14 protein-coding genes and 1 tRNA gene are annotated in these 13,341 nt (G+C 70.4%); 2 read left to right on the top strand and 13 right to left on the bottom strand.

The window, feature by feature from the left end; genetic code table 11:
• Positions 1-24: 24 nt before the first annotated feature.
• Positions 25-1,557, bottom strand: a complete 1,533-nt coding sequence (locus ACFVXC_RS21055; RefSeq protein WP_389907220.1) for an MFS transporter — start codon at positions 1,555-1,557, stop codon at positions 25-27.
• Positions 1,558-1,651: 94 nt separating this feature from the next.
• Between ACFVXC_RS21055 and ACFVXC_RS21050 the strand changes: the two genes are divergently transcribed.
• Entirely contained in the window at positions 1,652-2,563 is a 912-nt protein-coding gene (locus ACFVXC_RS21050; protein ID WP_389907218.1) for a helix-turn-helix transcriptional regulator, read from the top strand.
• Here ACFVXC_RS21050 and ACFVXC_RS21045 read toward each other — a convergent pair.
• From ACFVXC_RS21045 to ACFVXC_RS21015, 7 genes are all read right to left on the bottom strand, one after another.
• Positions 2,555-2,627: transfer RNA gene (locus ACFVXC_RS21045), tRNA-Ala, on the bottom strand. The genes ACFVXC_RS21050 and ACFVXC_RS21045 overlap by 9 nt on opposite strands.
• A 187-nt stretch (positions 2,628-2,814) precedes the next feature.
• Positions 2,815-3,456: a histidine phosphatase family protein gene (locus ACFVXC_RS21040; RefSeq protein ID WP_389907216.1), complete on the bottom strand. Its 642-nt coding sequence runs from the start codon at positions 3,454-3,456 to the stop codon at positions 2,815-2,817.
• Entirely contained in the window at positions 3,453-3,899 is a 447-nt protein-coding gene (gene rsfS / locus ACFVXC_RS21035; protein ID WP_389907214.1) for a ribosome silencing factor, read from the bottom strand. Before rsfS ends, ACFVXC_RS21040 begins: the two co-directional genes overlap by 4 nt.
• Positions 3,900-4,036: 137 nt before the next feature.
• The gene (locus tag ACFVXC_RS21030) at positions 4,037-5,806 is read right to left on the bottom strand and encodes an LCP family protein (RefSeq protein WP_389907212.1); all 1,770 of its coding nucleotides are present in this window, start codon (positions 5,804-5,806) and stop codon (positions 4,037-4,039) included.
• Between the two features lie 16 nt (positions 5,807-5,822).
• On the bottom strand, positions 5,823-6,461 hold the full coding sequence (gene nadD, locus ACFVXC_RS21025) for a nicotinate-nucleotide adenylyltransferase (RefSeq protein WP_383281987.1): 639 nt from the start codon (positions 6,459-6,461) through the stop codon (positions 5,823-5,825).
• Positions 6,462-6,524: 63 nt separating this feature from the next.
• A complete protein-coding gene (locus ACFVXC_RS21020; RefSeq protein ID WP_389907210.1) occupies positions 6,525-6,686 on the bottom strand; it encodes a hypothetical protein in 162 nt (53 codons plus the stop codon).
• Between the two features lie 84 nt (positions 6,687-6,770).
• The gene (locus ACFVXC_RS21015; RefSeq protein WP_389907487.1) at positions 6,771-7,058 is read right to left on the bottom strand and encodes a hypothetical protein; all 288 of its coding nucleotides are present in this window, start codon (positions 7,056-7,058) and stop codon (positions 6,771-6,773) included.
• A 99-nt stretch (positions 7,059-7,157) separates the two neighbouring features.
• Between ACFVXC_RS21015 and ACFVXC_RS21010 the strand changes: the two genes are divergently transcribed.
• Positions 7,158-8,246 carry a M48 family metallopeptidase gene (locus ACFVXC_RS21010; protein WP_389907208.1) on the top strand — a complete coding sequence of 363 codons (1,089 nt, stop codon included), beginning with the start codon at positions 7,158-7,160 and terminating at the stop codon, positions 8,244-8,246.
• A gap of 3 nt (positions 8,247-8,249) precedes the next feature.
• Here the strand turns inward: ACFVXC_RS21010 and ACFVXC_RS21005 are convergent, their stop codons facing one another.
• From ACFVXC_RS21005 to proB, 5 genes are all read right to left on the bottom strand, one after another.
• The gene (locus tag ACFVXC_RS21005) at positions 8,250-9,317 is read right to left on the bottom strand and encodes a hypothetical protein (RefSeq protein WP_389907206.1); all 1,068 of its coding nucleotides are present in this window, start codon (positions 9,315-9,317) and stop codon (positions 8,250-8,252) included.
• A 66-nt stretch (positions 9,318-9,383) separates the two neighbouring features.
• A complete protein-coding gene (locus tag ACFVXC_RS21000; RefSeq protein WP_389907204.1) occupies positions 9,384-9,962 on the bottom strand; it encodes a hypothetical protein in 579 nt (192 codons plus the stop codon).
• Positions 9,963-10,028: 66 nt separating this feature from the next.
• Positions 10,029-11,330 (bottom strand): glutamate-5-semialdehyde dehydrogenase, encoded by a 1,302-nt coding sequence (locus tag ACFVXC_RS20995; RefSeq protein WP_389907202.1) that lies wholly within the window; start codon positions 11,328-11,330, stop codon positions 10,029-10,031.
• 95 nt (positions 11,331-11,425) lie between these two features.
• A complete protein-coding gene (locus ACFVXC_RS20990) occupies positions 11,426-11,908 on the bottom strand; it encodes a hypothetical protein (protein ID WP_389907200.1) in 483 nt (160 codons plus the stop codon).
• A 217-nt stretch (positions 11,909-12,125) separates the two neighbouring features.
• On the bottom strand, positions 12,126-13,283 hold the full coding sequence (gene proB / locus ACFVXC_RS20985) for a glutamate 5-kinase (RefSeq protein WP_389907198.1): 1,158 nt from the start codon (positions 13,281-13,283) through the stop codon (positions 12,126-12,128).
• Between the last annotated feature and the right edge of the window lie 58 nt (positions 13,284-13,341).

Below are 13,341 nucleotides of genomic sequence, written 5' to 3'. Positions count from 1 at the left end.
TCTGCCATGGCCTGAGCGACCCGGTCAGCGACGCAGTCGTACCAGTCCGGACACGGCGCCCAGCGCCGCCGCTCCGGCCAGGGCATATGCGCACACCTGGAGCGCGTCCGCGGATGAATACGCCCCCGGAGCCCCCTGCGACTCAAGCCGGTTGAGGAAAAGTGCGCCAAAACACGCGACGCCGATCAATTGGCCGATCTGAGTGACCGTGGAGAGGAGTCCGCTGGCGTCAGCGGCGTCTTCCGGCCGCACCGTGGACAGTGCCCGGGTGAGCGTCGGGCTGAACCCCAGGGAGAGCCCCGCGCCGATGCCCACGAAGGCCGCGTACAGCCACAGTCCGCCCTGACCGCCGTCCCCCAGCAGCAGACCCACCGCGACCGTCGACACCGCGGTGAGCACGAACCCACCGGGGATCAGTGCCCGTTGGGCCGCCGCCGGCCATCGCCGCCAGGTCAGGCCGACCGCGCCGAAGACCACGGCGGTGGGCCCGAACGTCAGACCGGCGCGCAGCGCGCTGTAGCCGAGGCCGCCCTGGACGTGCAGCGTGAGCACGAACAGGAAGCCCGCGTTGACCGCCATCACGGTGCCTATCCGGAAGACCGCGAGGCCCATACCGGGGATGCGCAGGACCCGCGGCGCGATCAGCGGTGCGCCTCCACCGCGGGCGAGCCGGGACTCGTATCCGCAGAAGAGCGCGAAGAGGACCAGTGCCGAGCCCATCGAGAGCCAGGACCACAGCGGCCAGCCCTCCTGCTGGCCGAGCACCAGCGGCACGGTGAGCAGCGAGACGGTGGCGCCGAGCAGCACGAGCCCCGGCAGATCGAGTCCACGCGCCCGCCGCCCCTCCCCCGGCTTCGGGGAGGCGTCACCCGGCAGCACACGCCGGGCCATGATCAGCAGGACCACGCCGACCGGCACGTTCACCAGGAACACCGGGCGCCAGCCCGTGCCGAACAGGTCGGCGCTGACCAGGATTCCGCCGAGCACCTGCCCCGCCGCCGCCCCGACGGCGAGCACGGCCGAGTACGCGCCGAGCGCCTTCGTCCGCGCCTCGCCGGTGAAGTTGCGCTGGATCAGGCTGAGGACCTGCGGGATGAGCAGTGCCGAGCCCGCGCCCTGCAACAGCCTGAAGGCGATCAACTCGCCCGTGCCCTGGCTGAGTCCGCAGGCGAGCGAGGCGACGGTGAAGACCGTGAGGCCCACGAGGTAGAGGCGGCGGTGGCCGAGGCGGTCGCCGAGCCGCGCGCCGGTGATCAGGAGCACGGCGTACGTGATGGTGTATCCGGCGATCACCAGCTGCAACCCGGCGCCCGACGCGCCCAGTTCGGCGCGGATGGTGGGCGCGGCGACATTGACGATGAAGGCGTCGAGCAGTGCCATGAACTGCGCGGCGATGACGACCGCGAGGAGCCGCCCGGGGCGATTGTCGGTGCCGGGGGCTTTACTGAGTGCGGGACTTGAATCAGCGGAATCAACGGAATCAGCGGAGTCAACGGAATCGAGCGAACCAGCGGGATCAGCGGGATCCGCCGCGGTGGACGGGGTGCTCGTTGTCATGACACCGAGCGTGACGGCGAGTTGGTACGGGTAACGAGAGCCCGTTGATGCTGGTACTGGCAGCACCTGGCAAAGCCCGGGGCATGGACCGACGATGGGGGACGTGACGACGATGGGGACGACTCAGCGACGAAGGCCCGAGCTCGCCACCTTCCTGCGGAGCCGCAGAGCCAGGGTGACACCGGCCGACGTGGGCATGCCGCCGGGGCTGCGCCGCCGCACGCCCGGTCTGCGCCGCGAGGAGGTCGCCCAGCTCTCCGGAGTCGGCGTCACCTGGTACACGTGGTTGGAGCAGGGACGCCCGATCAACGCGTCGGCGCAGGTCCTGGACGCCGTGGCGCGCACGCTCCGCCTCGACAAGCCGGAGCGCGAGCATCTGTACCACCTGGCAGAGGTTCCGTTCGAGCCGGACCGTGAGACCGCGTCCCCCGAGGCAGTCGGCCCCGAGATCCAGGGCATCATCGACGCCCTCGACCCGCACCCGGCCGTGGTCTACAACGCGCGCTACGACATCCTCGCCACCAACCCCGCCTACCGCGACCTCTTCTTCGTCCCGCAGGTGACGGTCCTGCGTGTGCCGAACGTCCTGTGGACGCTGTTCATCGTGCCCGACCCCGTCTGCCCGCTGGTCTTCCGCGAGTCGGAGCTGCCGGTGATGGTGGCGACGCTGCGCAGTTCGTACGGACGCCATGTGGGCGAGCCCGCCTGGGAGGACTTCATACGCCGTCTGTCCGCCGCGAGCGCGCACTTCGCCGAGCTGTGGGAGAGCGGGGACGTGGCACCGCCGGGACCGCGCGTGAAGACGTTTCGGCACGCGGCGGTCGGAGAGCTGCGGATGACGTCGGTCTCGCTGTCCATCAACGGCATGCCGGAGTGCCGGATCGTCGCGTACACACCGGACGACGAGGTGAGCCGACTGCGGGCGGTGGAGCTTCGCGGGCTCAGGCTGCCGGAAACGGGAGGATCCCGCCCTCTGATGAGGACGGGATCCGAATTGTGGAGCTAAGGAGAATTGAACTCCTGACCTCCTGCATGCCATGCAGGCGCTCTACCAACTGAGCTATAGCCCCGTGTTCCACGCGGCGGAGCCGCATGATGTTCCGTCCCGCTCGGCGGGCGAACAAGAAGAACTTTAGCCTGCGCCGAGCCGGAATGTGAAATCCGGGTGACGGGCCCTCTCGGGCCCTCCGACCAGCGGCTCTGACACCCGGTCCGGCGCCCGCCCCAGCCCCGCTGCGACAGCCGCCAGGACCAGGGTCAATCGTCGTCGCCGAGCACCGGCTCAGGCAGCGTGCCGGCGTTGTGCTCAAGGAGGCGCCAGCCGCGCGCGCCCTGTCCGAGCACGGACCAGCAGCAGTTGGAGAGCCCGCCGAGGCCCTCCCAGTGGTGGGACTCCAGGCCGAGGAGACGGCCGATGGTGGTGCGGATCGTGCCGCCGTGGCTGACCACGACGAGCGTGCCGTCCTCCGGCAGCTTCTCGGCATGGCGAAGCACGATCGGCGCGGCCCGGTCGGCGACCTCGGTCTCGAGCTCACCGCCGCCGCGGCGCACCGATTCGCCGCGCTTCCACGCGGCGTACTGGTCGCCGAAGCGGGTGATGATCTCGTCGTGCGTCAGGCCCTGCCACTGACCGGCGTACGTCTCCTGGAGGCCCGAATCGTGCGTGACCTCCAGGCCGGTCAGGGTGGCGAGCTCCGCCGCGGTGGCCGCCGCCCGACTGAGGTCGGACGCCACGATGGCGTCCGGCTTCAGCGAGGCGAGCAGCCGGGCGGCGCGTCTGGCCTGCGAGACACCGGTGTCGGTCAGCTCGATGTCCGTGGAGCCCTGGAAGCGGCGCTCCAGGTTCCACGCCGTCTGGCCGTGCCGCCACAGGATGATCCGGCAGCCGCGGCTGGTCACCGAAGCTCACCGTCCAGGTCGGCTGCTTCCTCCTCGGCGCGCTGCTCGGCGTGCTCGGCGGCCTTGCCGCGGGTCGCGACGGCGTCGGCGGGCAGCTCGATCTCGGGGCAGTCCTTCCACAGGCGCTCGAGGGCGTAGAAGACACGCTCCTCGCTGTGCTGGACGTGCACCACGATGTCCACGTAGTCCAGGAGGACCCAGCGGGCTTCGCGGTCGCCCTCGCGGCGCACCGGCTTGACGCCGAGCTCCTTGCTGAGCCGCTCCTCGATCTCGTCGACGATCGACTTGACCTGGCGGTCGTTGGGCGCGGAGGCGAGCAGGAAGGCGTCCGTGATCGACAGCACGTCGCTGACGTCGTACGCGATGATGTCGTGCGCGAGCTTGTCGGCAGCCGACTGTGCGGCGACCTTGATGAGCTCGATGGAGCGGTCCGTGGCGGTCACTGGTGAGCTTTCCTTCAGGTGGTCAAGACACCCCAAGGGTCTCACGGACCGCCGACAGCATCCCCGATGATCGCCCGATCACCCTGTCTGCTGCGTCACCCGGCCGGGAAAACCCCCGGCCGGGTGGCATGGCGCCGTCACCCCGCCTTGTAGTCCTGGCCGAGGACGACCGACACATCCGCGTTCGTCGCGGTCTTGCCCTTGCGGACCACGCTCGCCGGCAGGCCGAGCGTCTTGGCGACCTCGGTGGCCTGCGTCTTCTTGTCCGCCTCGGCGTACGTGACCTGCGACGACGTCTGAGCCGTCGAGCCCGCGCCGCCGTCGACGAAGGTGTACCCGCCGTTGACCAGCGAGATCCGCGCCTCCTGCCCGGCGCCCTTGGCACCGGAGGCGTTCTTGACGCCGACCCGCACGGCCGCGCCCTTGTCCGGGTTCTTGACCGCGCCGCCCAGGACGTTCTTGACCACGCTCTCGCCGGCCTTCTCCGAGAGCGTCCCGTCCTGCTGCACCGGGAGCGTCTGCGTGGAGTAGTCGCCGCCCTTCGCACGGTCGGCGAGCTTGGCGAGGAAGGCGCCGAGGTCCTTCTCCTTGAGCGACGGGTCCAGGATCTGGGCGAGCGACTGGACCGTGGTCGTCGCGGCCTGCGGGTCGGACGACAGCTTCCGCAGGACAGCCTGCATGACCTGCCCGAACCGGCTCAGCTGCGCGGTCTCGGTCTCTCCCGAGGCACGGTAGGTGGCGTACGCGACGGCCATCGGGCCGCTCAGGGTCTGCTGCTCGCCCTTCTTCACGAGGGGCCCCTGGCCCTTCTTGGCCTTGGGGTCCGGCACGTCGGCGTCCGTGTCGACGTCGATGTTGCCGACCAGCTCGACGAGGTTGTTCAGGTACGGGGTGTCAAGCCGCCACGTGCCCTCGACCTGGGTGCCCAGCAGGCTGTCGATCGACTCGCGGGTACCGGTCGAGCCGTCGTCGTCGACCGATTTGCCGAGTGTCGTCCCCGCGCCGTCGTCATCCGTCACGGAGAGGGAGTTGGGCAGCAGGACGGTGGTGCCGCGCTTGGTCGTGGTGTTGTTCACCAGGAGCGCCGTGGAGGTGCCGCCCCCCTTGGTGTTGTGCAGGTGGACGACGATCACGTCGCGGTTCTGCGGTCCGGCCGCCGCTGCCGCGTCGCCGGACGCGTCGTCCGAGAGGCCGGGGAGCTTGCCCGCGTACCAGAGGTAGCCGACGCCGCCCGCGATCACGAGCGCGACCACCACGACGAGGGCGACGACCCGGGAACGCCCGCGCCGCTTGGCCTCCTCACGCCGTTCGGTGCGGCTCTCGGTGAACTTCAGCCAGTCGATGACGTCTTCGGACTCTTCGTCCGGCTCCTCGATGAAGGAGAACTGCTGGGTCTCGTACGCGGGATCGCGGTGCTCGGACTCGGCCTCGGGCTCGGCCTCGGGCTCACGCCGGGGTCCGGGCTCCGCCTCCGGCTCCGGCTGCCGCGGCTGCTGCGGGATCCAGCCGGTCTGCGTCTGCTGGGCGGCCTGCTGCCGGGGCTGCTGGTGCTGCTGGTGCTGCTGGTGCTGGGCCTGCTGCTGGTCGTACGTGCCGTAAGAACCGGAGTCGTACGAAGAGCCGTACGAGGAGTCGTAGGACGGGACAGGGGGCTGCTGCCCGGTCGCGTACGGGTCGTAGCCGTAACCCTGCGGCTGCTGTTGTTGCTGGTGCTGCTGTTGCTGGTGTGGTTGCTGCTGTTGCTGGGCCTGAGCCCCGTACTGGTCGTACGAAGCCGAGGGCTGTACCTGCTGGTACACCGGCTGCCCGTACTCGTCGTACCCGACGATCTGGTACTCGCCCGCATACGGGTCACCGCCCGCGTACGGGTCGCCGCCCGCATACGGGTCGTACTGTCGGTCGTTCACCGGTGCCCCTCTCGGCTCAATCGCCGCGGTACAGCTCGCGCTTGTCGATATAACGCACCACACCGTCCGGCACCAGGTACCAGACGGGGTCCCCCTTGGCGACCCGTGCACGGCAGTCCGTGGACGAGATGGCGAGGGCCGGGACCTCCACCAGCGAGACGCCGCCCTCCGGCAGGCCCGGGTCGGTCAGCGTATGGCCGGGACGGGTGACCCCGATGAAGTGCGCCAGGGAGAACAGTTCTTCGGTGTAGCGCCAGGTGAGGATCTGACCGAGGGCGTCGGCGCCCGTGATGAAGAAGAGGTCCGTGTCGGGATTGAGCGTGCGCAGATCGCGCAGCGTGTCCGTCGTGTAGGTCGGTCCGCCGCGGTCGATGTCGATGCGGCTCACCGAGAACTGTGGGTTCTCGGCCGTCGCGATGACCGTCATCAGATAGCGGTCCTCGGCCGGGGACACCACCTTGTCGCTCTTCTGCCACGGCTGCCCGGTCGGCACGAACACCACCTCGTCGAGGTGGAACTGCGCGGCGACCTCCTGGGCCGCCACCAGGTGTCCGTGGTGGATCGGGTCAAACGTTCCGCCCATGACGCCCAGGCGGCGTTTGCCCTTGCTGGCCGGGCCGGTACCTGGACCGGTAGGCATGTCCTGCTCTCCCATGCGTGCAGACCCTACCGGCCCGGTCGACGGGCTCTGTTGCGGCCGTCCGTTCCGTGAGACCGCTCAGCGGTCGCGGTTGAAGCGCGTGGTGATCCACAGGAGCAGCAGGAGCAGGACGAACGCGCCACCGCCGACGACAAGAGGATTGAGGCTTTGGTGGTTGCCCGCGTGCTCACCTTCGGAGGCGAGAGTGACCAGCTGGGAGGCGGTGCTGTGGAGGCTCATCGTCGGCAGGACCTATCCGGTGGTGGGCGGGACAAAGACTTCAGGGCCATCGTATGCGGGGGCGGCGGCCAAGCTCACGTCGACTCAGCTGTTGCGGTCGGCGCGGTCGTCCCCGTCGCCCGCGCCGGAACGGGTCCCGCCGCGCTCGGCGTCCCCGCCCGGACGCTCGGCGTCGGCTCCCCCGGCCTCTCGATCGGCGTCGGCGCCCTGGCGGTAGCCCCGCAACAGGAACCACGCGACGAGCACGCAGCCGACGACCATGACGATCAGCACGACGCGCAGCAGATTGCCCGCACCCTGCTCCTTGGCGGCAAGGGCGGCCGCCTCCGTGACCCAGTGGTGGGCGGCGGCGCTGTGCTCCATGACTGCCATGACGGGCGACTCCATTCGCTGTGCTGCCCTGTCACGGTATCTCCGCCTAGTCTGGACCCCACCTCGGGGGCATGACTGGACGAGCATGGGGGATGGGGCATGACCGACGACAACGACCACGGCCGGCACAGCGAGGGCGGGCGGGACGAAGGCCACGAGCACGTGCCGAGCAGGCAGCGCAGGCGCTTTCCCGGAATCTCGTCACGGGCGTACGAACACCCGGCGGACCGTTCGGCCCTGGTGGCCCTGCGCAAGCTCAGCGGGTTCGACACCGTCTTCAAGGCGCTCAGCGGACTGCTCCCCGAGCGGAGCCTGCGGCTCCTGTTCCTGTCGGACTCCGTACGGGTCTCCGACGCGCAGTTCGCGCACCTCAACACCATGCTGCGGGACGCCTGTTACATCCTGGACCTGGAGAAGGTCCCGCCGATGTACGTGAACATGGACCCGAACCCGAACGCGATGTGCATCGGCCTCGACGAGCCGATCATCGTGGTGACCACGGGGCTCGTCGAGCTGCTCGACGAGGAGGAGATGCGCGCGGTCGTCGGCCACGAGGTGGGCCACGCCCTCTCCGGCCACTCGGTGTACCGGACGATACTGCTCTTCCTCACCGGCCTCGCGCTCAAGGTGGCCTGGATCCCGCTCGGCAACCTGGCGATCATGACGATCGTGACCGCCCTGCGCGAGTGGTTCCGCAAGTCCGAGCTCTCGGCGGACCGCGCCGGGCTCCTGGTGGGCCAGGACCTCAAGGCGTCGATGCGCGGTCTGATGAAGATCGCGGGCGGTAATCACCTGCACGAGATGAACGTGGACGCGTTCCTGGACCAGGCCAAGGAGTACGAGGCGGGGGGCGACCTGCGTGACTCGGTCCTGAAGATCCTGAACGTGCTGCCGCGCACGCACCCCTTCACCACCGTGCGCGCCGCCGAGCTGAAGAAGTGGGCCGAGACCCGCGACTACCAGCGGATCATGGACGGCCACTACCCCCGCCGCGACGAGGACAAGGACACCTCGGTGTCGGACTCCTTCCGCCAGTCGGCCTCCAGCTACGCCGAGGACGTACGCAGCAGCAAGGACCCGCTGATGAAGCTGGTCAACGACCTGGCGGGCGGCGCGGGCGACCTGGGCGGCAAGCTGCGCGGGAAGTTCACCGGCCAGAACGGCACCCCGCCGTCGGAGGACGAGTAACCCTCAGAACGAAGGCTGGGCGCCCTCGGCCAGCGAGCCGCACAGCGCCGTGGCGGCCCCCGTCGCGTACGGGTCGGTGCCCGCGGGGCCGCCCGCCTTCGCCTTCTGCCCGGCGAGCAGGGGCCGCAGCTGGTTCACCGCGTCGGCGGAGCAGGTGAGCGGGCCCGCCTGCGTGTACGACACGAGCAGCTCGGCCTGGTGCATCCGCAGGTCGTCGCGGTCGAAGCGGAACTGCAGCTCGCGGCGGACGGTGAACAGCGAGGCCTTGACGTGATCGCCCTCGCCGGCCGGGCGCAGCGCGTAGACGAAGGTGTGGTCCGAGGTCACTTCGAGGGTGTTCCTGTCCGTCTCGGTGGCGCGCAGCGTGCCGTTGACCCGGATGCCGGGCGTGGCCAGGGCCGTCTTCGTCGGGTCGAAGCGCACCAGCCAGCCGGTGGGCGCGTGCCGTCCGTCCGCCGCCGGGTGCGCGAAGCTCTCGTCGAACTGGTCGAGCTGCTGCGGGTCGAGCAGGATCCGCGCGGAGCGCACGGTGCCGCCGGTGAGGACGTCCGGGTCGAGCGAGGACTCGACCAGGTAGTCCTTGGCGGTGGTCAGCGCGGACATCACCTGGCCGTCCGAGAAGTGCGAGGTGCGGTGCGCCGACGGGAGATTGATGCCTTTCGCGCCCACGCGGAACTGCGCGGCCGGGCTGTGCTCGTACAGCTCGGCCGATTTCTCGGCGCCGGGCACGGGTCCGGGCGGGGCGAGCGGGATGACCGTCATCCGCAGCGACTCGGGGCGCTGCGCGACCGGGTTCTGGTACGGGTGGCGTACGCCCATGTAGATCGCCGTGCCGAAGGCGACGGCTATCAGCAGGACGAGGATCACGGCCTGTTTGGAGAGGTACCGGTGGCGCACGGCACGGCGGCGCACCGCGTGCGCGTGGTCGCCCATGCGTTCCTGCGCGGAGTACTCCTGGAGCCGCGCGGCGCGGACGAACGACTCGTCGAACACGACGGATCTGTACTCGTCCTCACCACCGGCGGGAGCACCCTCGGATGTCCCCTCGGGTGGTTCTCCTTGCCCGCCCATACCTTCAGGGTAGGTCTCCGCACGGTCAGGTAAACGCCCTGGTACACGAGAAGTTCTGACAACTTCTCACGGGGTGCGCGGCGACGCGGACACCGCCGGCGGGTCGTACTCGGCGGAGGTGGACGGCTCCGTGGACACGGGCGGCGGGATCGGGTCCTGCCGGCTCGTCGACGCGCCTCGGTAGACAGCGGTGAAGGCGAGCGCGACCATGCCGACACCCATCAGGATGGCGAGCATCCAGGCGACGGGGCGGTGCCAGCGGTTGTGGCTTCCATAGCGGCCCTGGCGGCCGTACCCGTCCTCGGTGAGCTCTCGTTCGTACACGTCGTCGAGGTCGGGGTCGTGGCCGAACTCGCCGCCGTCGTCGGGGCCGAAGCCTTCGTCGTAGAGGTCGTCCTCCGGCGAGTCACGGCCAGAGCCCCGGGTGCGGGCCCGGCGGTTCTCGGCCTCGCCGGCCTCGGCACGCGCCTGGGCGGCGGCCAACAGCCGCTCCACGGCGGTGGGTTCATGGACCTTGGCGGCCTTGATGAAGTGCTCGTCGAAGACCACGGAGGCGAACTCTTCGTCCGCACCCCCGCGGTCGTGGTCGTCGTCGGGCTCCCAGCCGTCAGCTGACGACGGCGTGCCCCCCACGTCCTCCGGCACCTCTCCAGGGTAGCCCGGAAGGGGCAATCTGGGCAGACGGTGCGGGAATTGGGGCCGTGCGGGAATTCAGCGGATATGGCCGTCGCCGGTGACGATGTACTTCGTCGACGTCAGCTCGGGCAGGCCCATCGGGCCCCGGGCGTGCAGCTTCTGCGTGGAGATGCCGATCTCGGCGCCGAAGCCGAACTGGCTGCCGTCCGTGAAGCGCGTGGAGGCGTTCACGGCGACCGTCGTGGAGTCCACGAGCTGGGTGAAGCGGCGCGCGGCCTGCTGCGAGGTGGTGACGATCGCCTCGGTGTGCCCGGAGGTCCACAGGCGGATGTGCTCGACGGCCTGCTCCAGGGAGTCGACGATGCCCGCCGCGATGTCGTACGAGAGGTACTCGGTCTCCCAGTCCTCCGTGGTCGCGGGCACGACGGTGGCCTTCGAGCCATCGGCATACGCGATGAGGCGCTCGTCGGCGTGCACCGTCACCCCGGCATCGGCCAGGGCGTCCAGGGCGCGCGGCAGGAAGGCGTCGGCGATGTCCGCGTGGACCAGGAGCGTCTCGGCGGCGTTGCAGACGCTGGGGCGCTGGGCCTTGGAGTTGATGAGGATGTCGACGGCCATGTCGAGATCGGCGTGGGCGTCCACGTACACGTGGCAGTTGCCGGTGCCGGTCTCGATGACCGGGACGGTGGACTCCTCGACGACGGTCTTGATCAGCGAGGCACCGCCGCGCGGGATGAGGACGTCGACGAGACCGCGGGCCCGCATCAGCTCGCGCACGGAGTCGCGGTTCTCGCCGGGGACGAGCTGGACGGCGTCGGCGGGCAGCCCGGCTCCGTGGACGGCGTCGCGCAGCACGCGGACGAGCGCCGTGTTCGAGTCGTACGCCGATGACGAGCCCCGCAGGAGGACCGCGTTGCCGGACTTCAGGCAGAGGGCGGCGGCGTCCACGGTGACGTTCGGGCGGGCCTCGTAGATGATCCCGACGACGCCGAGCGGCACGCGGACCTGGCGCAGGTCGATGCCGTTGGGCAGGGTCGAGCCGCGGACGACCTCGCCGACGGGGTCGGGCAGGGCGGCCACGTCGCGCACGTCGGCGGCGATGGCGCGGACCCGCTCAGGGGTGAGCGTCAGACGGTCGACGATGGACTCGCTCGTCCCGGCCTCGCGGGCGCGTGCGGTGTCCTTGCCGTTGGCCTCGATGATCTCGGCGGTGCGCACCTCCAGGGCGTCGGCGATCGCGAGGAGCGCGTCGTCCTTGGCGGCTCGCGGCAGCGGCGCGAGCGTCGCGGCGGCGCCACGGGCGCGGTAGGCGGCCTGGGCGACGGGCGAGAGGTTGTCGTACGGCAAGCCGGAGAACGAAGGCGTGAGGGACGTCATGACCGCAGCGTAATGGGGAGCGTGCGGGGCCCACCCGCCGTTTCAGCAGCCGAGACCGGAGCGCCGGCAGCCGGGACCACCGGGCTCACGACGGCTCAAAAGGGGTGCACACCCACCGGGGTCGCCGGAAGCGGACCGTACCCTTCCGCGATCCGGTGGTGGTATGTGTCGCGATCGATGACTTCGAGCCCCACGATCTCCCACGGCGGGAGCTGCGCGCTCTGCCGGTGCTCGCCCCAGAGCCGGAGCGCGACCGCCGCCGCGTCGTGCAGGTCGCGGGCCTCTTCCCAGTACCGGATCTCCGCGTGATCGGGCGCGTACCTGCTGGTCAGCAGAAAGGGGTGGTCGTGGGCGAGCTGTTCGAGGCCGCGCCTGACCTCTTTCAGCGGGGCCTCGCCGCCCGAGACGCTCAGGGTGACGTGCCACAGACGGGGCACGTCCACCGTCCCGCCCTCCTGGCTCTCGTCCGTCTCGCCCGCCGCTCGCACGTCACCGGTGTACGTCGCCCCCGCGGCGACACTGGTCAGGGAACACTCAGCCGACGTGCGGGACGACGTTCCCGAACGCACTCGTCTCACGACGGCCTCCTCTACGCAATGGTGGTGCGGATACGCAATGGTCGTGCGGAAGTGTCTGGAACAAAGTTGAGCAGGCCAAGGGCCCCCGCGGGGCGGTTTTGGGGAGTTTCACCTCGCAGGGGCCGGTCGGCGCCCGGCGTTCGCGCTTGTTTTCGGCCGGGGCCGGATGAGGCGGCTGTGACAGGTGTTGCGAAGGACCAGCCATGCGGGCGAAGGGCTAGTCGTGCAGGAGAGCCAGGTCGTCGCGGTGCACCACTTCCCGCTCGTACGCCGGTCCCAGCTCCCGGGCGAGCTCCCGCGTGGAACGGCCGAGGAGCTGCGGAAGCTCCTTGGCGTCGAAGTTCACCAGGCCGCGCGCCACGGCACGCCCCGCGGTGTCACGCAGCTCGACCGGGTCGCCCGCGGCGAAGTCTCCCTCGACCGCCGCGATGCCCGCCGGAAGGAGCGACTTGCGCCCCTCGACGACCGCGCGCACCGCACCGTCGTCGAGCGTCAGGGCGCCCTGCGGCTCAGAGGCGTGCTGGAGCCACAGGAGCCGGTCGGCGGTCCGGCGGCCCGTCCGGTGGAAGTACGTCCCGGTGTCACGGCCCGCGAGGGCGTCGGCGGCCTGGCTCGCGGAGGTCAGGACGACCGGGATCCCGGCAGCCGCCGCGATCCGCGCGGCCTCGACCTTGGTGACCATGCCGCCGGTGCCGACGCCCGCCTTGCCGGCGCTGCCGATCTGGACGTGCTCTATGTCGGCGGGGCGCGACACCTCGGAGATCCGGGAGCTGCCGGGCCTGGCCGGGTCGCCGTCGTAGAGTCCGTCCACGTCGGAGAGCAGGACGAGGAGGTCGGCGTGGACGAGGTGGGCGACGAGGGCGGCGAGCCGGTCGTTGTCACCGAAGCGGATCTCGTCCGTCGCCACGGTGTCGTTCTCGTTCACGACGGGCAGCGCGCCCATCGCCAGGAGCTGGTCGAGGGTGCGGGAGGCGTTGCGGTGGTGGGCACGGCGGGCCATGTCGTCGGAGGTGAGGAGCACCTGCCCGACGCGTACGCCGTAACGGGCGAAGGATGCCGTGTAGCGGGCCACGAGAAGCCCCTGGCCGACGCTGGCGGCCGCCTGCTGCCTCGCCAGGTCCTTGGGGCGCCTGCGCAGGCCAAGGGGCGAGAGCCCGGCGGCGATGGCACCGGACGAGACGAGCACGACCTCGCGCTCGCCTCCGCTGCGGCTCTTGGCGAGCACGTCGACAAGGGCGTCAACACGGTCGGCGTCCAAACCTCCCGACGCGGTGGTCAGGGACGAGGACCCGACCTTGACGACAATCCTGTGGGCCTCTGCGATGCCCTGCCTTGCCCCAGCCACGCGTTTCCCCAATGATCCTGAAGATCCCATTCCCTGCCGGACCAGCCAATCTACGCGAGTGCCCAGGTGGGGTGCCCCCGCATTTCGA

The sequence above is a fragment of the Streptomyces sp. NPDC058257 genome (assembly GCF_042881845.1).
GTDB lineage: Bacteria > Actinomycetota > Actinomycetes > Streptomycetales > Streptomycetaceae > Streptomyces.
The sequence above is the reverse complement of the archived record's forward strand: the minus strand, read 5'-3'. Positions and strand labels throughout refer to the sequence as shown.